Origin of the sequence: Planococcus sp. ISL-110 (assembly GCF_018613575.1) — a bacterium.
Classification (GTDB): Bacteria; Bacillota; Bacilli; order Bacillales_A; family Planococcaceae; genus Planococcus.
Window position 1 is genome coordinate 15,694 of sequence record NZ_JAGGPX010000025.1, and the last position, 20,979, is coordinate 36,672.

A 20,979-nucleotide genomic window follows, 5' to 3' on the forward strand; every position below is an offset into this window, starting at 1 on the left:
CTTTTTTGCGAAATTTTTAAATGCTTGGCCATGGAAAAGATAGGGGCTCCGGTAGAAAGGAGCGGGTATAGAAGAAAGTATTATGAAGCATTGGTGTTTGCATTAACTTTTACAGACATCGCGCTTGCCATAGTGTCATCTAACGAAAAAAATAATCCGCTTTTGAGTCGACCACTCGGCGGATTACCCTAATTACTATTTCACTGCTAATTCCCTTGAAGGGACCTGTTCGTTGCTGGGCCGTCTGATGTTGGGTGCACCCGGCTGTATATCAAAGCATTATTCATCAGTTTTATTTATATCAGGATTTGTAGTAAATGGCTTTTCTTCATAGTTGGATACAAAAGAAACCGCACCCCTGGGAAAGAAAGAATTCTAAACGATTTTGACAATACACGACAATTTATATCCTATACATTGCCACACCCGGCTCATCAACATTGTGGGTGTGGCTTTTTCATTTTATTCATTCGTATAAATTGTGTTTGAATTGTTTACGACACAGGGAACATCTGGGAACTGCTGGAAACAGAAGGAATTCGCGTCCCTGTGTAAAAAAAATTCTAAACGAATCTGACTATACACTCCAATTTATAATATATACATTGTCACATCCGCTGTATCAACAATTCGGGTGTGGCTTTTTCTTTTTATTCATCCATATAAATTGTGTGGGAATTGTAGGCGACACAGGGAACATCTGATGAGTGCGGCATCATTTCTTTTGGGAATTTAACATGACTCCACACATTCTGCATGTATAGAGAGTACATTTAAAGTGCAGAAATATACAAGAACTCAACAGAATGGAGGTAGAAAGAAATGATGGGACCAGGGTGGGGGATGGGGTGGGGAATGGGAGGAGGAAGTTGGTTGATAGCAGGGTTAGTTGTACTTATCGGCTTCGCCATTTATTACTTTATGAAGAACAACAACAACAACGGTTTTAATAGTTCGCAGAAAGACTCCGGCACAGACGCAATGGAAATAGTCAAAAAAAGACTAGCTAGAGGCGAAATAACTAATGCAGAATTTGAAGAAATTAAAAAAAGGCTTTTATAAAAGGAGAGAGCGTAATGAAAAAGACGATAATTAGTGGCGTATTAGCAGCAGTCTTGATTGTAGGAGGCGGAAATGGTCTGTACATGACATCAGCATCTGCAAAAGGAAATGCAGAAACCGCTATGCAGCATGAAGGCATGACTATGGAACAGATGCATGAAATGATGGGTACTGGCCACATGAATTTCGGCCAGATGAAACCATTCATGAAGAAAATGCATCCAGATTTAAACAACAGCCAATTACGGGTACTTTACAAAAAAATGCATGGTACTGGTGGTTCATCTCATAGCAAGAACTTTAAAGAGATGATGGGAAACTGATTATCAAAACTCGCGATTTGGGTGCATAAATCCAACTCGCGTTTTTTTATTTTTCCGTTTGTCAATTTAAGCTAGGAAAATCGGGTCCCTGCGTAAAAAAATTCTAAAAGATTCCGACCATACACGACAATTTATATTCTATACATCGTCACACCTGCTGTATCAACTTTGCAGGTGTGGCTTTTTGATTTTATGCACTTCTATAAATTGTGTAGGAATTATACGGAACACAGGGAACATCTGGGGACTGCCGGAAATAGGACAAACGACACTGCATATCTCTCGAAAGATTTACTCAAGTAAAACTTCAGTTCTCTCACCACTCAAAGTCTTCCGGATACTCCTCGTTAAATCGGATTTCTGATTCATGCACATTCAATAAAATCGCTTCCCTGTGTCAAATCCAATTCAGTTGTGGCTTTTTCTTTTTATTCACCCATATAAATTGTGTGGGAATTGTATGCGACACAGGGAACATCTGATGATGAAATAGCATTAACACCGTCTCTTGGAACATTGCTTTCTTATGCGCCCCAGACTCAGACACTGCAACACAGATGGTGGGTATGGCTGCCGGCAGCATTGAGGATCTGATCTATGTGTACGTAACATCGGCGAAGCATTACGCCGTGCAGGGGATGCGAGACAAAGACAGGCTTAATACATCACAACAGGCGGCAACTCCGGTTGTTGTCTTTTAATAAACTATTATTACAAAAATTTGGTAAATGTCATGAAAAAGTAATGTTATCGTTTTATTTTCAGAAAATCCGGGTACATTACTTTCAAAGGCGTTTCATATTTTTAGTTTTGATATGAAATTCTTACCTAATTTTTGATACTGGGTTTTAGGGGACTGAACTTTAACATCTATTCAGTTAAATATTTTAGAAAAGGGGAGGAAAAAGGATGACGAAATTTTCCTGGTCAAAATTAATGTTCCTTACAATGCTAATCTTTGTATTGGCTTTGGCAGCATGTGGCAATGATGAAACTTCAAACGAAGAATCACCTGCTGATTCGGATGCTACAACAGAAGAAAGTGCTGAAACAGAAGAAGGTGTTGACGAAGGCACTGAAGACGCTGAAGAGGGCACTGAAGAAGGCACTAATGGGAGTGCAGAATCTGAACCAAAAGTTACTGAGTTTGAACCAGCATTTCCAGAACAAACAAGAGCACCTGCAGTTGTGACTGAAACAGAACTTGATGTGGAAGTTATTGTTGACGGTCTTGGCGTGTCTTGGGGGATGGCAGAGTTTGAACCAAACCGCTTACTTGTTACGCAAAGAGATTCAGCAGAACTTCTTATTGTAAACCTTGATGAGGGCGCTGTTTCAAATCCAATCGAAGGTACACCAGAAGTAAATAACTCAGGTCAAGGTGGGTTGTTGGATGTAACCATTGCACCTGATTTTGACGAATCAAGATTAGTATTTTTGACGTTTTCTCAAGATATTGAAGGTGGTACTGTAACTGCTGTCGGTAAAGGTGTTTTATCAGAAGATGAAGCTTCACTTGAAGATTTTGAAGTAATCTTCCAAGCACTGCCAGCATATGATGGTGACTTGCACTATGGTGGACGTATTATCTTTGATGAGGATGGCAACCTATTCTTAACAACTGGTGAGCGTTCAGATGATCCAATTCGCGAACGTGCACAAGACTTGGATGCTTACCTAGGCAAAGTCATTCACATTACACAAGATGGAGAAGCAGTAGAGTCGAATCCATTTGTCGAAGATGAAGACGCACTAGATGGCATTTACAGCTACGGTCACCGCAATATTCAAGGTGTGGACTTCCACCCTGAAACAGGGGACTTATGGATTGTTGAATTCGGTCCACAAGCTGGGGATGAACTGAATATTATTGAACCAGCTAATAACTATGGATGGCCGATTGTTTCTTATGGTATCGAGTACACTGGTGAATTAATCAATGATGGTATTTCAGAACACGAGGCGCAAGGCTTTATTGAACCAAGATATTATTGGGATCCAACAAGTGCGCCAAGTGGTATGGCATTCTATGATAACGACGCAATTCCTGAATGGGAGAACAACTTGTTCATCGGCGGTTTAGTGTCGAGCTATATTGCACGTGTCGTTATTGAAGATGACATCATCGTTGGAGAAGAACGTCTATTAACTGAAGAAGGCGAACGTTTCCGTGATATTCTTGTAACTGAGGATGGCGCGCTTATTGCAATCACCGATGGCGGTATGATTTACAACATTACTGCAGCAGGTGAATGAAAACGCACTCCTTTGTCAAAAAGGATTTAGTTTATTAACTACCATTGCATGAAGAATAAGCCGTATCCAGTAACCTCAATGGTTAACGGATACGGCTTTCGTGTTTTCTCTTGGAAGTTAACTATTTATAATTTTGTCTGCCACATGGAATAGCTGGCAATGTAATCATTCTTTTGGGACTCGGATATTTCCTTCATTATCATATCAATTGCCGCATACAGTTCTTTTCTTAATCCTGATTTAGCATTGGCAGGTGGGTTGATGTAGGAGATTTTGGAATGAAATGAAATCGCGCCCCTGTGTAAAAAAATCTAAAAGATTCCGACAATACACGACAATTTATACTCCATACATTGCCACGCTCGTCCCATCAATATTGTGGTTGTAGTTTCTTCGTTTTATTCATCCATATGAATTGCGTGGGAATTGTACCGTTCACAGGGGCCATCTGGGAACCGCTGGAAAACAGTGGGTACAAGCGCATCTTGCTTGAATCCTGTGTCTTGCATTCTAGCTTCCCAGGCAAACTCATGGAGCTGGAGCGACTGTGAGTGGCAAAGTCGATGAGTTCGGGCTGCGCTTTGCCGTATATATGAATTTAAATTTCGCCCCTGTGTTAGGAATAATTCTTAAAGATCGCATACGACACAGGAACGAGCTAGCCGCTGTGGAAGATGGATCAGGAAATAGGTGCTGCAATATGCTTTCTATATTCGAAAGCGACAGGGCCTTTCTTTGCTTTTACTGGATGAATTGCGCTAAGGCAAAGTAAAGCGGGATCCCTGCAATTAAGTTGAAGGGAAATGTGATGCCGAGGGACAGGCCGAGATAGATTGACGGGTTCGCACCCGGAACAGAAGAGCGCAGGGCGGCAGGAGCTGCGATGTAGGAAGCGCTTCCTGCCAAGACACCCATCAGCATGACCCCGCCGAGTGACAGGCCGACCCAGCTTCCGACCAGCACGCCAATACTTCCCGCTATGATCGGGACACAAAGGCCGAATAATAGGATTTTCCATCCTTGTTTCGTGACCTCAGGAAGGCGTTCACCTGCGATCAATCCCATATTCAATAAGAAGAGGATGAGGATGCTTCCGTATAGATCGATGAATAATGGTTTGATGAGAGATTCGGCGTTTTGCCCGACCACCCAGCCGATGAGTAAACTTCCCAATAGGAGGAGGATGCTTTTTCCGAACAAGCTGTCGCGCAGTACTTCCTTATCCAACAAACCGCCATGGGCGAACCCGAGAATCTGGGCCTTTTCTTTTTTGTTCATCAGTATCCCTTGCTGACTGAAATCGGACTTTTCGGCAAGCCGCAGCAACAGCAAGGAAACGAAAATGGCGGGGCTTTCCATTAACACGACCAGGACATTCATGAACCCTTCATAAGCGATTCCTTTCTTTTCGAGAAACGAGATGGCGGCACCATAAGTGACGATGCTGACAGAACCATATGTTGCGGCCAATCCAATCGAATTATGTAAATCGAGCTTTGTGAAGCGCAGGGCGATCAATATTAGAATCGGAATGAGCACCCCTAAAAATAAAGCGCCTAATATAGGCTTGATAACGGCGGAGATTTCATACTGGGAAAGCTGCATTCCACCTTTGATGCCGATGGCGACCAACAAATAAATGCTCAACGCTTCACTTAACCCCGCAGGGAATTTTAAATCCGATTTAACCAAAGCCGCGAAAACACCTAATACGAAAAACAGGACAACAGGGGACAGTAAATTTTGGACGATAATCTCATACATGCTGGACACTTCTCCTTTAAGCTCGATTAGTTACTGAAGGTGTGGATTTTTGCATAAAAAAACCGGCATACCCAGTAGCCGTTGATGAAAGTCATCAATGGACCTGAATCATGCCGGTTTACTTTCAGCTCAGTTTATACTGTACTGAAAGTCTCCCAGAGATCTTATGTTAATTTTTCTTGCAAATTGCCCGACAAACGGAAGACCATGATCCGTTCGCCTGTGCGGGTGCTGATGTCGGTATGGAAACCGGTGACGTGTTCTCCCGTTAATTCGCCGATCACCGTTCCTAAATAGTCCCGGCCGGATTCCAGCAAATCGGAGCGGATGCGTTTGACCGATAACAAGCCTTCTTTCGTATCGCATAATTTGTATTCGGCGGGTGTTAAAATGCCGTTTAATGAAATGATCAGCATATCCCGCAGAATATCGGTTTTTACAGAGACAGACCCTCTGCCCAAGTAATCCTTTTCCCACTGGGTCAATGTCTTACTGATCTCCGCTTCCAGTGAGCCTTTTGTCCATTTCGCATAATCCATCGTCTATCTCTCCTTATCAAAAAACGGCATATTTCTATTCCCACTAAATCAGCAGGGTAGAAATATCCCGTCTTATCGCAATCTTAGTCCATACTTTTTTCGACTTGTTCACTCAGTCAATAAGGTCATTATTAACTGCCTGCTCAAGTTATCCATGGTATATGGCTATTATTTCTAACTTTACGGTTATTCGTTTGAAATTATCTTATCCAATCCGTTGTTTTCTGTCAACAACAGTTTGTAGGGTCCCTGAGAGAATACAAGCTAAGTAAAGTCTTTACTAGTTCTACCTCACTCCGCTCCGAAAGCCACTATACCATAAGCCTCCAAATACATTTTCAACACACGCACCCATTGCTTGTCAGTCGCAAGCCCCACATGCCCATCCGGCCGGATCAAGTACAGCGCATCTTTCTTGAATCCTGCGTTTTTCATCTGCGCTTCCCAGGCAAACTCATGGATCTCGAGCGACTGCGAGCGGGCAAAGTCGATGAGCTCGGGCTGCGCTTTGCCGTATATATGAATTTGCCAATCGACGGAGCGCAGCGGCGTGAAATTATCGCCGTTTGCGGTTTCGATCCACGGCAAGCGCATGCCGCCGTAAACTTTGCCGGCTTTGCCTTTGCTCAAGAGGCTATTGCGGTAATTGATATGAATTTGAGACAAGATCTTAAACGCATTTTTTGAGGGAAAGGAAAATTTGAATACCGACGGCAAGACGTAAGGTACGGCATACTCCCGCAGCAAAGTGCCTCGCAGTTTTTGGTTGACGATGGTTTGGAATGCTTTGTCGGTCGTCGCGATCAACCGTCGCGCAAAGGCAATGCGCTCTTGTTCGTACGTGCTCAATATTCTAGGGTCGGCTTTCCCTTGAACCACCGCTGCGAGTTTCCACCCAAGATTGATGGCGTCCCCAATGCCAGTGTTCATGCCTTGTCCGCCGGTCGGGCTGTGCAGGTGGCCGGCGTCGCCTAGGATGAAAATGCGCCCTTTGGCAAATCGCTCGCTGACGCGGTTATGGACGCGGTAGGTCGAAAACCAATTGACCTTGGCCGCGCTCACGCGGATTTTGTTTTCAATGTAATTGGTGATGTCATGGTACTCGACATCAGTGCGTTCGTTGAATTCCTCGGGCACAATGCCAAGGATTCGTTTGGTGTTGGCGTTCCGGACGTTCATATAAAGCATAAAGCCGTCATTATCCATGTACATGTCCATCTTTTCCATATCGTCTACCGGCTGCTCGGTTTCGATATCGGCGACAAAGAATAATTGCTTATACGTGCCGCCGGGAAAGTCGAGTTCCAGATCTTTTCGGACCATGCTGCCGGCCCCGTCGCATCCGCATAAATAGGCAAATTCCGCTGTTTCTTCTGGCTGTCCTTGTTGCTGCATAACGGTGTTCACGCCAACTCCTGTGTCTTCAAAAGAAAGCAACGAAGTGTTCCATTCGACTCTGACGCCTATTTTACTTAATTCGTCCTCGAGAATTTCTTCGTGCTCGTCTTGCGGCAAACTCAAGATAAACGGAAACGGGCTCAGCCCTTTTCCTAACTCATGGAATTTCACTGTGGCTCTCACTCGTTTGCCGTCGCTGATATCCAGCGACAAAATCGGGTGCCCCCGCTTGATGTTGCGTTCGGCCAGGCCCAGTTGCTCGTACTGCTCCAATATGCGCGCATGCACAGCGAGTGCGCGTGACGCGGTGCCGGTTCCTGCGTTTTTATCGATGATCCGAAACGGCACGCCTTGACGCGCCAGGCTATAGGCAAGAGCCAGGCCAGTGGGGCCAGCTCCGACGATTAAGATTTGTGGGTTCATCCTAGAGACCTCCTAATGAGTAACACGGCTGCTGATCAGTTTGGTTTCAAGTATCGTGTAAAGCTAAAAATTGAGTATAGAAAAAGTGCTTATAAGAAAAAGCGGGTGATACCGAACCGAAAAGATCTTGTACAGTTACTATATCCTTAATCGACCCATTTCAAGCAAGCGACGCTCAAAATAATTGTGGCGTCCCTGTGCCAGAAACAATTCTGAACGTTTCTGGCAAAACAATACAAGATTAAATCCGGAGCAAAGGGGTGAACGTGATAGAATAACAGGTAGTGAAACAGACAAATAAACGGTATGGCCTTAGCAGAAAGTGCGGCATTCACAATTGATAGATGAGTTGAAAGGAATGGGATAACAAAATGAACAAAATGGTCGAACAAAAATTGAACGAGATGACAGAAGTGTTTAACAGCCTGCCGAATTGCCGGATTGAAACGGATGAGGGCGGCCGGATGCTGATCGTGAGCGACAACCCGGTTCCGTGGAGTGACGTGCTTGAGAAGAAGGACGCGCACTCGGCGTATAAAATTGGATCGATTACGCCCCATAAAGCGGCACTTGGTCTGTATATTGATTTCCCACATGATTATATAGAGATTGATCGATTAGATGACATCATCGATCCCGAATTTACATTGACGTATTATGAACCAGGCACCAAGACGTCGACAGTGAAAAGCTGGTGGCGGTTCCGCTCGGACGAAAAATTCGACAGCATCCACCTGGTTCTGAGAAAAACAGAGCTGGAATTGTATGATTTCAAGAGAGAAGAATGGGTTCAGTTGATGGAAGAGATTACTACTGTTCATAAGTGATGGATAGCTTAGCTGAATGGCGGAACTTCAATAGCGCTCTTATGCCGCGCAAATTTCAGGTTATTAACTATATTTCCACACTTGCTGAATCAAACTGGCAGGTGTGTTTTTTATTGCCCGCACTCAGTAAGTGGCCTGAAGGAGTGAGGAAAGTATATTGTATCCTTCATATCTAATTGGTTAATTAACTATGCAGTACAAAGAAATGATGTATAGGGAAAGAAGTATATTTGTACCTAATTGCTTCAATATTTTTGGCATTAATTGGCATCTTTCGTTTTATTAAAAAGAATGAAGAAGCGTCTGCGTATATAGTAGCACCACCTGTGGTATAAAATAGGAAGATACTAATCTACTGAAAGCATCGGGGGATGAAAAATGAACGAGTTTATTGAGTTTAGAAATCGTGTTTATGATAACGAGAGTAATGATAGTTATCCGCTCCAATTTTTAGATGAGTATCTAAATAAAAGTAAGGCTGTAAATTCCGATGAAAAAAGAGTGATCGAGCAAATTCGAACGATCAAGCAACTAGAACGGAAAAAGAAACTAGGCGAAAAAGAAATAGATGAATGGATCTTGTTTTTGGGAGAGCATTCATCGACAGACAGATTTATAGTAGATACTGTTTTAACATTATTCAATGATGAGATCAAACAACTAGTAGAGGAAAAAACAAAAGACTTACTATTGAAAAAACGGTATGATAGTCAAAAGCTATACCATGTTTTAGATATTTGTATTGAATGTGGTATAGATAGTTTAAGTGATAGCGATATCTTATTTACACTTGAGAAATATAAACTGGATTTAGAGATCATTTCTATCTTACTGGACTATCTGGATCGTTTTAAACGGCAAGGATTTAAAGAGCATCTATACAAATTATTAACCTTGGATTACCCCGATAGCATAAAAATCCAGGGAATCAATTTATTACGGAATTTGTACTCAATAGAAAATGTCGATCAATCATTCGTAGAGAAGAATGTAAGAAATGACAAAAACAAAGTGTTTTTTGACAGTTATATGGACTTTCTCAATACAGATTTTAAATTTGAAAAGCCAGGTATTTCAATTTTGCAGTCCATGTTTTATGGCGATTTTGAAGATAGCGGAAAAGGAAATAATGGAGGGTTAGCTGTATTATTAAAAAGTTTGGGTGAAGAGATATCGAAAGATAGTAGTATATCTTATGTATTTACGATTACGATCACGCAAGAATTAAATAAGCCCTTTATAAGCTTTTATGGAGATAAACACGTATTTATCCGGTTGCCAATCTATTTAGATCAGTCTGTATCGGACAAGTTTATAAAAAGAGAGTTATTTATCAAAAGGTATATAGCCAATTTTTTAAAGGGGTCAAAGATAGAGCCTGATGTCTTTCATATAAGATTTCTGGACAACGCTTCTAAATCGGTCGCTCATCTAAGTAAAGAATGGAATCGAAAACTTGTCTTTACCCTAACGCCAGACCCGCACCGAAACATGTTTGATGGAAGGGGCCATTTAAAAGAACTGGGTTTTAACGAGCTTATTGAAAAACTGAACAAGATAAAAATAGGGGACGAATTAATCCACACAAGCGATGGAATCGTTGGGATAGGGAATGCGGAAGTGAAATCCGAACTTGAGGTCTATTTCCCGCAATTTAAAGATGAACATGTAAATCGAAAAATAAAAATGATTGGTGAAGGCATACAAATAGATCAACCAATTGATGCAGAGGACAAAGCTGGATGTGCAAATCGCCTGATCGAATGGAGCGAAACCAATAAAGATTTTTTTGAAAAACCTGTAATCTTAAACGTGGGGAGATTATCCGTTTTAAAAGGGCAGATGGAACTTTTAAAAGCGTGGTCAAACTCCAAGCTTTCGGAAACGCATAATCTTCTACTAATCGGAGGAGACCTGGAGAGACCTAATAAAGAAGAAGAAATGGTCATTGATTATTTTAAGGATTACTTGCAAAGGCATCCTCAATTCAAAGACAGGTTCATACATAAAGGCGCCATGTCAAATTTGGATATCCGATTGCTTGAAAGGAATATTATTAAGAGAGACTTTACCTATCCTCATATCTATCTGTGCTCAAGTGTAAAAGAAGAGTTTGGCATCGCTATTTTAGAAGCGATGTCGATCGGCTTTCTAACCTTGGGTCCGATAAAAGGCGGGGTTAAAAGTTATATGAAAAATGGGGAAAATGGCTTTTTAATCGACACAAGCAATTGGGAAACGATTGCAAAAGAAACGGAAAACCATCTTTATGATTCTAACGTCGACAAAGATCAAATGAAAAAAATTCAAGCTGCCGGACAAAAAACGGTAGATGAAAATTTTTCGATTGAAAAGATTTCAAATGAGTTTGTATCATTTTATTTGTCTATAGAAGGAGAAGAAGTTAATGAAATATAAAAAGATATTTTTTATCAGTCCCCCTTTTTATTCGCATTTCAACCCGTTGTTAGTGTTAGCAAAAAGTTTTCAAGAATATGGTGCAGAAGTGACATTTGGCTGCAGTATAGAGTTTAAAGAAAAAATATTGAAAGAAAATTTGAATTTTTATGAAATAGACATAAGTGCAAACAAAAATACAGGCAAAGGAGAACACACAATACAACCAGATACGGAGAGAATAAGATTGGAAGAATTCTTTGAGTCGACAAGAAAAGGTGCAGTAGAAACACTGATCACTCAGTCTCGCCACAGAAAGGCTGATATGCTTTATAATCCACAAGAGCTTATCGATAAGGTAAAGCTCATAGATGATTCACTAGATGTGGATCTGTATGTGGTAGACATATTATCTTACTCTGTTACGCTGAGCTTGTATTTTTTAGGACTGCCTTTTGTCACATTTTGTCCGCCTCATCCCAATACGATTCCAAAAGAAGGAAAGTATTTTAATGTACCGAAAAGCTGGCCCGAGGCGATAACGGTCAAGGAAGAAGATTTGAGGATGTTAAAGCAGGTTTCAACCCAAACCCAAAGAGAATTCACTGAAGTTTTCAACGACATTATCATTGAAAATAAGTCTATTGCAAAAATTAGCAATGCGTTTAGTTTGGTCTCTGAAATAGCTGTTATCTATAACTATTTTGATTTTAACAACATTGAAAAGGATGAAGAAAACCCAAAGGAAATATTTATAGGAAATTCATTTACAGCGGTTACGTTAGATGAAGAATGGCTGGAAAAAATAGATACAAAAGAAAAGAAAATCATGATAAGTTTAGGAACTTTTTTATCCAATCGAAAAGATGTACTTGAAAAACTGATCTTATCGTCCAGAGAAAGTTACCCTGATGCGCTATTGATCGTTTCTGCAGGCAGCAATGCGGAGGAATTAAAAAAATACAGTTCGTCCAATACCATCATAGAAGATTTTATCCCTCAAATCGCACTTATGCATTATGTGGACACCGTTGTCTTTCATGGTGGATGCAACACGTTAACAGAAGCGATGTACCATGGAAAAGAGATGGTCATCTTACCATTTTCCAGCGATCAGTTTAATATCGCTCATGATGTTGAAAAGAATAATTTAGGAAGAGTACTGGATCCAAATAATTTCAGCAAAGAAGAATTAGCAAAGGCATTTAATGAGATAGAAGAGATTTCTAAAGATAATTTACTGTATTGGCGAAACATCTCAAGAGAAAGAGGAGCAGATTATGCAGTAAAAAAAATATTGGAGATCGAATAAAATACAAATATATAAGCTGAACTAATAATCTTTCGTTGTCGATATTCCGCAAAACAGCTGCGCTTTCCGCGGGCTCGCGCCCAAGCCTCCTCGGTCTCTGCGCTCCCTGCGGGGTCTCGGTCGTCTCGTCGCTAACGCTGCTCCGCAGGAGTCGCAGCTGTTTTGCTTCATATCTGTTAGTAAGTTAGTGGGAAAACAGAAGATTCCTTGTTAGTAAGTGACGATCTCAGCGCCGGCGCGTCCACGAGCTTGCGTAGGAGCAGTCGTCTATGTTCTACCCAAAGCGGTGTGTGAAATGATAATTCATAAGTTCAACTTATATAGAACTGGAAAGAGGTGTTTTATGAAGGAAATAGTTGGAGCTGACACGAAGATTAAGAATACAAATAAATACGATGTAGATGGTGTACCCCCATTAAAAGAAGCAATACCTTTGGGATTGCAGCATATTTTTGCAATGTTTTTAGGGAATGTTGCTGTTCCTATCATAATCGCAGGTGTGGTTGGCATAACAGGAACTGATTTAACGATATTGATTCAAAGTGCCATGATCATGGCAGGAGTTGCAACGATTATTCAGTGTTACCCAATATGGAAGGTCGGAGCACGACTCCCGGTAGTTATGGGGACGAGTTTTGGTTTTCTGCCTACCAATATCGTGATCGCAAGCTCCTACGGCATAGGCGGATTATTGGGTGCAAGCCTTATAGGCGGTTTGTTTGGCGGATTCTTAGGATTTTTCATAGAGAAAGTAAGAAGGTTCTTTCCAAAAATTGTAACCGGTACAGTCGTTCTGACGATCGGTTTGTCACTTTTGCCTACTGGTATTGTCTCGATGGCTGGAGGCAGTGGATCTGAAAGTTTTGGATCAGCTCAAAACTGGTTGGTGGCATTACTCGTATTGGCCATTGTGCTGTTTCTAAATAGATATGCAACGGGAATGGCGAAAACATCCTCTATTTTAATCGGCATTGTCATTGGATATATGGTGGCTCTGCCACTGGGGATGGTAGAATTTACAGCAATGAGAGAAGCTACCTGGTTTTCAATTCCCCAACCATTTTATTTTCCTATGGAATTTTACTGGGGAGCTATCCTCCCTATGATGATTATGTTTATCGTGACATCTGTTGAGACCGTTGGAGATGTTACAGCGATGACTACTGGGGGAGCAGGCAGAGAACCCACAGCAAAGGAACTTTCTGGCTCAGTCATAGCAAATGGTTTTACATCTTCTCTGGGAGCGATTTTTAATTCTTTGCCAAATACATCTTTCAGCCAAAATGTAGGAATGATCGCATTTACAAAAGTAATGAGCAGATATGTCGTAGCTGTTGGCGCTGGGTTTTTAATATTGGCTGGTCTTATCCCTAAGGTTGGAGCTCTTATATCCACAATGCCACCAGCAGTTATTGGAGGCGCCACAGTCATCATCTTTTCTCAGATTACGTTAACAGGCATAACCATATTAACATCAGAGCCTTTAAATGAAAGAGCAAAGATTATCGTTGGATTATCTTTAGTATTTGGACTCGGATTAAGTCAAGTACCCGATGCGATGAACGCGTTTCCTGAAGTTATCAAATTATTGTTTGGTGGATCTGGAATAACAATCGCCTGTTTTGTGGCGATTGCATTGAACTTGATCATTCCAGAGGAATCGATGAAAGAAGAGGCATAGACGAAATCACGCCCCTGTGTGTCAAACTCAATTCAGTTTATTAAGACATTTACAGTTGGAAGAAGCCGTATTCAGTGCCCTCAAGGGTAACTGGATACGGCTTTTGTTTTTATACCGAAACTCCCTGTTCAACCCCAAACAACCACAGGTTATAATCAATCCAGGGGGAATTCTCATGAACTTAAACAATTTGAAAACCTACGTGCCGGCAAAACTTTATAAGCGTGGCTTGGATTATTTTGAGCAGGATTTTGTTGAACATTTGACGGAAGTTGCGCCGAATCGCTGGCATGCGCGGGTAGCAGGCACGCGGGATTACGAGGTGTCAGTCAATTTTACGAAAGACGGGACGATCGCGGGTTCTTACTGCACCTGCCCGTTCGAATCGGATTCGCTGTGCAAGCACGAAGTGGCAATGTGTCTGGCGATCCGGGAACATAAGGAGGAAAACGGTCCGTCTGCAGTGGATGTGCTGACGCAACTAAAGACGCTGAAAAAAGCAGAGCTGCTGGAAATCCTGGAAGAACTGGCAGAGAAGCAGCCATCCGTTCAACTTTATTTGACAGAGAAGTTTGCGAATCCTGGTGGTATGGATCAAGAAGAGGCGCGCCGGATTATACAGAAGTCGGCTTACCGCACAATCCGTAGGGGATTTATCGAATGGGACCGAACGGACCAGGCACTCGAAGGCGTTGGGGAAGTCCTTGGGTATATGGATGGATTAGACTCACAGCATGATGCCGAAAAGATCATCCGCCTCAGTTTGACTGTCATTAAAGAATGTACGGAGATGCTGCAAATGGCGGACGATTCATCCGGGGACATCAGCTCAGCGATTTACGAAAGCTTGGAGAAAATTAGTGAAGCCCTAGCGGAGTGGCCGGAAGAATTGGACAAAGAGACGGTCGATCAGATACTCGTCCTGCTCTATCCACATATCCTCTTTGCGCTGGAACAGGACATCACAGATGCGGCGAGTCATCTGGTAGAAGCAGTGCTGCAATGGAATGAACGAGGCGATTTCACCGAAAAGCTCTATAATTATATTGCTGATTTGATTGCCAGCGACGAGATGCAAAACAAGACCTACGATTACACGGAAGAGCGGTTCCACATGTACCAGCTGGCAATTTTGCAGCAGCAAGGCAAGCAGGAACTGGTCGAAGCATTTTACGTGAAGTTCCACCGTTATCCGGCAATCCGAAAAGCGCAGATCCGGCAGGCACTGGATGCCGGTGAATTTGAAAAAGTGATCCGTTTGTGTGAAGAGTCGGAGGGGCTGGATGCGAACCTCGCGGGGCTTTTGCACGACTGGAAAAAGCTGCGCTTTGAAGCCTATGAAGGGTTGGGCAGCACTGCGGAAATGATTGGCCTCAGCTTTGAGTTCGCGCTGAAAGGGGAGGAAGAGTATTACGTTAAGCTGAAGAGTTTGGTGGATGCGGAGCAATGGCCGGAATCGCTGGAATCGCTTCTTGCCGAGATGAAAAACAGTCCACGGAGTCTGCCTTTGTATCTCGGAATTCTTATTGAGGAAAAGAGATTGGAAGAGCTTTTGGATTATTGCCGGAAGGATGTTTCTGCCATCGAGCACCTGTATCCACACTTGCTGGACGATTATCCGCATGAAGTGAATGAGATTTATACGGCTTATATTTACCGCCTGATCGAACGGGCTTCCAATCGCAAGGCATACTGGACTGCCTGCCAAAGGATCACAGATTTCCAGCAGGCGCTTGGGGCCAAAGTGGCATCGGGGCTGATTGAAGAGTTGAAGTTTATGTACCCGAAACGGACAGCGTTGTTGGATGAGTTGGGGAAGATTGAGTAGGACTAATTGTTTGTCTCTCTGGGAAGCGAAATCGAATTATAAATAAGATACCCTAAAACCCAATATGCTCTAATTTAGACATAGAAAAGATCGAGTGCGTTAACACTCGGCCGATGCAGCACATGCCGTGTAAGCGTGGCTGGCGAAATTGAAAATGTTTTTAAGCAAAAAAGCAACTACCTACAATCCTGATAAGGAGAAGGTAGTTGCTTTTTTGTTGTTGGGCATTATTTTATTCCTTTTACTCAATCACACCTATATAACTTCTTGCTGTTATTTTTGTGCCTGGTTCAACAGCTGATCTAGACGGTGGAGATAAAATGTATAATCCAAAAGAGCAGATGCCACGATCATTAATCGGATGTTTTTCTCCGGATCTTCCTTAGAGAGAGAAAGCACGGATCTATAAAATTCGTTTCTTCGGTTTAACATATCTGCGTCTGAATGCTGAAATTCTTTAATCTTGCCCTGATATTTTAAAAACAGGTACTCGTGATATTTAATTAATTCTTCCAGGTACTGATCAAACAACAGATTGACACTTTTTTCAGACGTACTCTGAAAGTAATGGTCCTCAATTTTTCCGAGAAGCTGATCTCCCTCCTCTAATGTTTTCAACATCTGCCTGAAGACAATCATTTCTCTGTCATTCAATTGTTTGGTTCGTGATTTTCCGAGCTTGATTCTTTCCTCATCAAACAACTTGAATTGCTCGACTAAGTTTTCAAGTTCTTTCTTAAAGTTCCGGGAAAGCACTTGATAAGAACCTTCTGTCAGTTCATTTGAAATGGCAGTTCTTAATAACAATGACATTTGCTGAAAAGCTGAGTGGATGTTATCCGAAAAGCTCTTTTTATATTTCGGCGGGAAAACAACCAGGTTAACGACTATAGCAGAAATCGTTCCTACTAAAATAACTAAAAATCTTTCCAGGGCAAAGTACAAATCCTCACCTGCACCGGAAGTCATGATCGCAGCTACCGTTACAAGAGTTAGTGGGATTGTGCTATCCATTTTTAATTTCAAGCTTAATGAAATCATAATCATAATTACCAAACCAATGGTGATCGGATTTTCGCCTAAAAAATAGAGAAAAAACAACGAAATGGATGCGCCTAAGGTATTTGTAATCAATTGATCGGGCAATTGCTTCCAAGTCCGGTATAAAGATGGCTGTACAGCTAAAATAGCTGCAACAGCTGCAAACGCAATGTTGTCCAATCCGAAAAATTCACATACATATATGGCAATTATAACGGCTACTCCAGTTTTAAAAATACGAGGACCAAAAGTAATATCCATTTCTCCTTTCAGATAATAAAGAACTGGAGGAATGCCTTTCACTCACCAGTATCTCGTTAGGTAACTATTATCTTATATAATGATGTCTGATTAAACTTTAAATTGCGCTAGACATTATGTCAAAAGTGAATATTGCACTTCAGTATTTTTATCATTGAATGTAAAAAGGGCCTGTTCCCCCAAAAGTAATTTTCACGCCCTCTTGAGACAGCCCCATTCTACAATATCTTCGTTCTGCTCTAAATGTTAATTCCGCAAAATAATATAAATAACGTAAATGATGTAGATAACGGCTAAAGCCGAACCTTCGATCCGTGAAATCTTATACTTGGTTCGTGCAAGAATCATTAAGAGAATGGACACAGCGATCATTACCCATACATCCGAAAATATTTTCGAATCCACAGTTAAAGGAGAGATCGCTGCCGAGGTTCCTAGTATAAAGAAAATGTTGAAGATATTGCTGCCGATAATATTTCCTAAAGCAATATCAACTTGTTTCTTTAAAGCTGCGGTGATAGACGTGACCAACTCAGGAAGTGAGGTACCCACAGCAACGATCGTCAAACCGACTAAGGTCTCGCTCATTCCAAGTGAAAGCGCGATCTGAATGCTGTTTTCTACAACGAGGTTGCCACCGAACACGATGGCAGCCAGTCCGCCGATTGTTAAAAGCGTATTCTTAGTCTTGGACACGTTTGCGATATCAGGGGGATTTTCTTCTGTGAGCCGTCGATCTTTCCGTGCCACTTCAAAGATGTAGTAAAGAAAAACTGCGAAGAAAAGCAGCAGCATCATGCCTTCAGTTCTTGTAATCAGATTGGTGGCTGAAGACCCAAGTTGAATGTCGCTGATGAGAAGCAGCAATGCCACTGCGCCCAACAAAGCGAACGGAATTTCTTTTCGTATGGTTTCGCTTTGAACCATCAAAGGGAAAACCAGGGCTGTAACTCCTAAAATGAACGTGATATTAAAGATGTTGCTGCCGACTACATTCCCGATCGCCACATCACTGTTTCCTTCAAAGGCGGCAATAAAACTGACGGATGCTTCCGGTGCACTTGTACCAAAAGCCACAATCGTCAAGCCAATCAATAGGGGTGAAACCCTCAAGCTCTGAGCTATTTTTGAAGCTCCTTCTACAAAATAATCAGCTCCTTTAATCAAAAGAGCGAATCCTACTAACAATAATAGATAAGTCATGTGTTATTCACTTCCTCCATATATTTTTATAAATGCTCATTCAATCTTTTAAAAAATAAAAAGTAATTTCACTAATGTCATACAACCCATTTCATTCCGTTTGTCGTTGAGAGAAGTAACTCTATTCTATGCTAATACCCTTGGAGCTATTCCAAAAACCATAATGAGTCGTCACCCTGTTTCAAAAAACTCTAAACGTTTCAGACGATACAAAACAATTTATAGTTTATACATTTTCATCCTCGTTGTATCAGCGATTTGAGTATGGCCATTATTTTTATTCACTCATAAAAATTGTGTTCAACCACAGTAAAGTTACTTTTCACTCAAAGTCTTCGGAATATTCCTCTGTAAAACTGATCTCTGACACAAATGCATTCGTAAATATAAAACAGCCATGCTAGAAACAGTTCAATTTCCTGCGCGGCTTTTTTAAATTCAGTTTATCGTAAATGCAACAACTTCGATTGTATTCGAGCAATCGAATCACTTCTCTGCTTCCCTAGCAGCCTTCACACTACCCGGATCAAAAAACTTATCCACCAAATCATAAATGGTGATGAGCTCGTACAGGATCTTGAATTCCGGCGAGAATAGGGTAGGGTGCAGGGCATCGCTTGTCGATATGCCTTTGCTGTCTTCCCAAAAGAAGTCTGTGATGATTTTTAATTGGTGCTGATGTGTTTCGTGATTGTATTCATTAGAGTTCTGCAAGTCGTTCGCAAGCTCTGCAACTGCCTGCATAATGATATTTCGCTCGGCCGGTGACCATTTAATGCTGTGGAACGGGATGCGTAGCAAAGCATCCAAGTGGAACTCCAGGTTATGTAAAAAGAGCAATTGCCTTTCCGCCATGCGGAGTTCCGCTTCCCGGTCGCGGACCCAGGGATATAAACTGGCTTCATCCCGCTGGTAGTGGATTATTTTCTCCGTCTTTCTGATTTCCGTCGTCAGTCGCTTAACAAGCTCCTGGTCTTCCTGACGGTTCGCATCACCGTCAAAGAGAATCGTATGGAATGTCTGTTCCAGCATCGTTCCTGCACGTTCACTAATGCTTTGGATACTTTTTAAAATATCTGCCCGGTAGTTTGGTGGGAAAACTAGCATGTTTACAGCGGTGGACACGAGCAAACCAATCGTCGTTGTACCCAGTCGAATGAAGAACGAGATTAAAAAATGGTCGTGGATGACTTCCACCATCGCGACGGAGGTCAATGTGGCAATGAGTAGGCCGGCGTGCAGCTTGAGTTTGTAACAGGTTAAAATCGTGGCAACCGCCGCGAGTGTATAAGTAATCGGGGCATTCCCGAAGAGTGTGATAAAGAAGACGGCGAATGCAGAGCCGATCGCAGATGCCGGGAACCGGACCAGTCCTTTTTTGATCGAATCGCTGACGGTCGGCTCGATCGTCACAATTGCCGTGATGACCGCAAAGACAGGCGGCCAACCAAACCACAAGCAAATCGTGGCGGTTAAAAAGATAGCTATCCCTGTTTTCAAAATTCGACTGCCCTGGAAGGATCGCATCATAGGTTAACCACCCTCTCTTTTGCAGAGTATTTTCACCGGAATTCAGTATACCATCTATTTCTGGATGTATTCCAAGACAATTACCATCAGCGTTGAAGACATGAAAGCAAAAAAGGATGTGTCTTTTTGAGTTTATACTTCTTTTTAATTCTGCGGTATAAAAGGAACAAAATGAAAAACCCTTCCCAGAAATCTACATCTGGAAACAAAAATCGTGTCCTGTGTACGGCACAATTCAAGATATACAGCAATACTGCATAAGAAAATCAACAAATTTATATAGTAGAAAGAATCCCTGATGTATTTTCATGATGCTTAATAATTATTCGAAATTAAGTGGTACACGGGGGAGAAATGGGAATTACCGGAAACGCTCGAACCGACTATATAAGTTGAACTTAAGATTTTCGCCTGCTGACTTGCGGGAGCCCTGCCCAGAGCGGCCGAAGCGATGGGTAAAAGTGGGTTTCTTTAATTCAACATAGTTAGTCAAAATTAAATACAAACAAAAAGTAGAGCCATATCAATTTAATTTACAAATAGGAAAATTTGTAATACAATGTATTACAAAGAGCTGGAGGAGGTTTTACTCATGCCTACTATTTCCCTGCGTGTAGATGATCGCGACAGCAAACTAATCCGCGATTACGCAAAATTGAAGAAGATGTCCGTTTCCGATTTAATGCGAAACGCTACTATTGAAAAAATTGAAGATGAAATTGATGTAGAAAATTTCGACCGCGTTCTTGCAAGTATGGAAAAAACCCATTCCTTGGATGATGTCAAAAAAGAATTGGGTTTATAACAGACAATGTATGATGTTCATTTTTCAGATGTAGCTTTGAAGAAACTAAAAAAGATGAATCGGTACCAAGCTTCTCTCCTAATTGGTTGGATTGAAAAGAATTTGCAAGATTCCAGTGACTCACAAACACAAGGAAAGGCCTTGATTGCGAACCATAAGGGCAAGTGGCGCTACCGAGTCGGAGATTACCGTATTTTGGCATTAATCGAAGACGAAAAAATCATTATCACGATTATTGATGTGGGACATCGAAAAGATATTTATGAATAAGCAAAACAAGTGCAGTCTCTTTAAAGAGACTGCACTTGTCAGGCTGTCGAGAAACCTCG

16 protein-coding genes and 1 pseudogene are annotated in these 20,979 nt (G+C 41.8%); 11 read left to right on the forward strand and 6 right to left on the reverse strand.

The features are described from left to right. Positions 1-822 precede the first annotated feature (822 nt). From J7I83_RS14710 to J7I83_RS14720, 4 genes and pseudogenes are all read left to right on the forward strand, one after another. On the forward strand, positions 823-1,062 hold the full coding sequence (locus J7I83_RS14710; protein ID WP_215101951.1) for an SHOCT domain-containing protein: 240 nt from the start codon (positions 823-825) through the stop codon (positions 1,060-1,062). Positions 1,063-1,076: 14 nt separating this feature from the next. Further along, positions 1,077-1,385, forward strand: a complete 309-nt coding sequence (locus J7I83_RS14715; RefSeq protein ID WP_215101953.1) for a hypothetical protein — start codon at positions 1,077-1,079, stop codon at positions 1,383-1,385. Between the two features lie 498 nt (positions 1,386-1,883). Continuing rightward, positions 1,884-2,046: pseudogene (locus J7I83_RS17890) on the forward strand (ABC transporter permease); the annotation flags it as partial. Positions 2,047-2,294: 248 nt separating this feature from the next. Next, positions 2,295-3,641 carry a PQQ-dependent sugar dehydrogenase gene (locus J7I83_RS14720; protein ID WP_215101954.1) on the forward strand — a complete coding sequence of 449 codons (1,347 nt, stop codon included), beginning with the start codon at positions 2,295-2,297 and terminating at the stop codon, positions 3,639-3,641. 741 nt (positions 3,642-4,382) lie between these two features. Here J7I83_RS14720 and J7I83_RS14725 read toward each other — a convergent pair. From J7I83_RS14725 to J7I83_RS14735, 3 genes are all read right to left on the reverse strand, one after another. Further along, positions 4,383-5,405 (reverse strand): sodium-dependent bicarbonate transport family permease, encoded by a 1,023-nt coding sequence (locus J7I83_RS14725; RefSeq protein WP_215101955.1) that lies wholly within the window; start codon positions 5,403-5,405, stop codon positions 4,383-4,385. Between the two features lie 164 nt (positions 5,406-5,569). Further along, positions 5,570-5,944: a Na-translocating system protein MpsC family protein gene (locus J7I83_RS14730; protein ID WP_215101956.1), complete on the reverse strand. Its 375-nt coding sequence runs from the start codon at positions 5,942-5,944 to the stop codon at positions 5,570-5,572. A 291-nt stretch (positions 5,945-6,235) separates the two neighbouring features. Continuing rightward, positions 6,236-7,765: an FAD-dependent monooxygenase gene (locus J7I83_RS14735; RefSeq protein ID WP_215101957.1), complete on the reverse strand. Its 1,530-nt coding sequence runs from the start codon at positions 7,763-7,765 to the stop codon at positions 6,236-6,238. A gap of 371 nt (positions 7,766-8,136) precedes the next feature. Between J7I83_RS14735 and J7I83_RS14740 the strand changes: the two genes are divergently transcribed. The 5 genes from J7I83_RS14740 to J7I83_RS14760 all read left to right on the forward strand — a co-directional run bounded on the left by J7I83_RS14740 (position 8,137) and on the right by J7I83_RS14760 (position 15,810). Next, complete coding sequence (locus tag J7I83_RS14740; RefSeq protein ID WP_215101958.1) at positions 8,137-8,592, forward strand: hypothetical protein; 456 nt, start codon at positions 8,137-8,139, stop codon at positions 8,590-8,592. Positions 8,593-8,970: 378 nt separating this feature from the next. Continuing rightward, positions 8,971-11,010, forward strand: a complete 2,040-nt coding sequence (locus tag J7I83_RS14745) for a glycosyltransferase family 4 protein (protein WP_215101959.1) — start codon at positions 8,971-8,973, stop codon at positions 11,008-11,010. Beyond that, positions 11,000-12,301 (forward strand): glycosyltransferase, encoded by a 1,302-nt coding sequence (locus J7I83_RS14750; RefSeq protein WP_215101960.1) that lies wholly within the window; start codon positions 11,000-11,002, stop codon positions 12,299-12,301. Before J7I83_RS14745 ends, J7I83_RS14750 begins: the two co-directional genes overlap by 11 nt. Positions 12,302-12,644: 343 nt before the next feature. Continuing rightward, complete coding sequence (locus J7I83_RS14755) at positions 12,645-13,982, forward strand: uracil-xanthine permease family protein (protein ID WP_215101962.1); 1,338 nt, start codon at positions 12,645-12,647, stop codon at positions 13,980-13,982. Positions 13,983-14,157: 175 nt separating this feature from the next. Further along, on the forward strand, positions 14,158-15,810 hold the full coding sequence (locus tag J7I83_RS14760; protein ID WP_215101964.1) for an SWIM zinc finger family protein: 1,653 nt from the start codon (positions 14,158-14,160) through the stop codon (positions 15,808-15,810). Positions 15,811-16,083: 273 nt separating this feature from the next. Here the strand turns inward: J7I83_RS14760 and J7I83_RS14765 are convergent, their stop codons facing one another. The 3 genes from J7I83_RS14765 to J7I83_RS14775 form a co-directional block, all read right to left on the reverse strand. Then, positions 16,084-17,154, reverse strand: coding sequence for an FUSC family protein (locus J7I83_RS14765; protein WP_353048292.1), 1,071 nt, complete (start codon positions 17,152-17,154; stop codon positions 16,084-16,086). Between the two features lie 204 nt (positions 17,155-17,358). Next, complete coding sequence (locus tag J7I83_RS14770) at positions 17,359-18,315, reverse strand: calcium/sodium antiporter (RefSeq protein WP_215101966.1); 957 nt, start codon at positions 18,313-18,315, stop codon at positions 17,359-17,361. Positions 18,316-18,801: 486 nt separating this feature from the next. Then, positions 18,802-19,842 carry an aromatic acid exporter family protein gene (locus J7I83_RS14775; RefSeq protein ID WP_215101973.1) on the reverse strand — a complete coding sequence of 347 codons (1,041 nt, stop codon included), beginning with the start codon at positions 19,840-19,842 and terminating at the stop codon, positions 18,802-18,804. Between the two features lie 595 nt (positions 19,843-20,437). Between J7I83_RS14775 and relB the strand changes: the two genes are divergently transcribed. Next, positions 20,438-20,650 carry a type II toxin-antitoxin system RelB family antitoxin gene (gene relB / locus J7I83_RS14780; protein ID WP_215101968.1) on the forward strand — a complete coding sequence of 71 codons (213 nt, stop codon included), beginning with the start codon at positions 20,438-20,440 and terminating at the stop codon, positions 20,648-20,650. A gap of 6 nt (positions 20,651-20,656) precedes the next feature. After that, the gene (locus tag J7I83_RS14785) at positions 20,657-20,920 is read left to right on the forward strand and encodes a type II toxin-antitoxin system RelE family toxin (protein WP_215101969.1); all 264 of its coding nucleotides are present in this window, start codon (positions 20,657-20,659) and stop codon (positions 20,918-20,920) included. Positions 20,921-20,979: the final 59 nt, after the last annotated feature.

Bases quoted from the DNA above. Each gene is read 5' to 3' on its own strand.
- J7I83_RS14710 (WP_215101951.1), top strand. From the start codon at position 823: ATGATGGGACCAGGGTGGGGGATGGGGTGGGGAATGGGAGGAGGAAGT.
- J7I83_RS14715 (WP_215101953.1), top strand. From the start codon at position 1,077: ATGAAAAAGACGATAATTAGTGGCGTATTAGCAGCAGTCTTGATTGTA.
- J7I83_RS14720 (WP_215101954.1), top strand. From the start codon at position 2,295: ATGACGAAATTTTCCTGGTCAAAATTAATGTTCCTTACAATGCTAATC.
- J7I83_RS14725 (WP_215101955.1), bottom strand. From the start codon at position 5,405: ATGTATGAGATTATCGTCCAAAATTTACTGTCCCCTGTTGTCCTGTTT.
- J7I83_RS14730 (WP_215101956.1), bottom strand. From the start codon at position 5,944: ATGGATTATGCGAAATGGACAAAAGGCTCACTGGAAGCGGAGATCAGT.
- J7I83_RS14735 (WP_215101957.1), bottom strand. From the start codon at position 7,765: ATGAACCCACAAATCTTAATCGTCGGAGCTGGCCCCACTGGCCTGGCT.
- J7I83_RS14740 (WP_215101958.1), top strand. From the start codon at position 8,137: ATGAACAAAATGGTCGAACAAAAATTGAACGAGATGACAGAAGTGTTT.
- J7I83_RS14745 (WP_215101959.1), top strand. From the start codon at position 8,971: ATGAACGAGTTTATTGAGTTTAGAAATCGTGTTTATGATAACGAGAGT.
- J7I83_RS14750 (WP_215101960.1), top strand. From the start codon at position 11,000: ATGAAATATAAAAAGATATTTTTTATCAGTCCCCCTTTTTATTCGCAT.
- J7I83_RS14755 (WP_215101962.1), top strand. From the start codon at position 12,645: ATGAAGGAAATAGTTGGAGCTGACACGAAGATTAAGAATACAAATAAA.
- J7I83_RS14760 (WP_215101964.1), top strand. From the start codon at position 14,158: ATGAACTTAAACAATTTGAAAACCTACGTGCCGGCAAAACTTTATAAG.
- J7I83_RS14770 (WP_215101966.1), bottom strand. From the start codon at position 18,315: ATGACTTATCTATTATTGTTAGTAGGATTCGCTCTTTTGATTAAAGGA.
- J7I83_RS14775 (WP_215101973.1), bottom strand. From the start codon at position 19,842: ATGCGATCCTTCCAGGGCAGTCGAATTTTGAAAACAGGGATAGCTATC.
- relB (WP_215101968.1), top strand. From the start codon at position 20,438: ATGCCTACTATTTCCCTGCGTGTAGATGATCGCGACAGCAAACTAATC.
- J7I83_RS14785 (WP_215101969.1), top strand. From the start codon at position 20,657: ATGTATGATGTTCATTTTTCAGATGTAGCTTTGAAGAAACTAAAAAAG.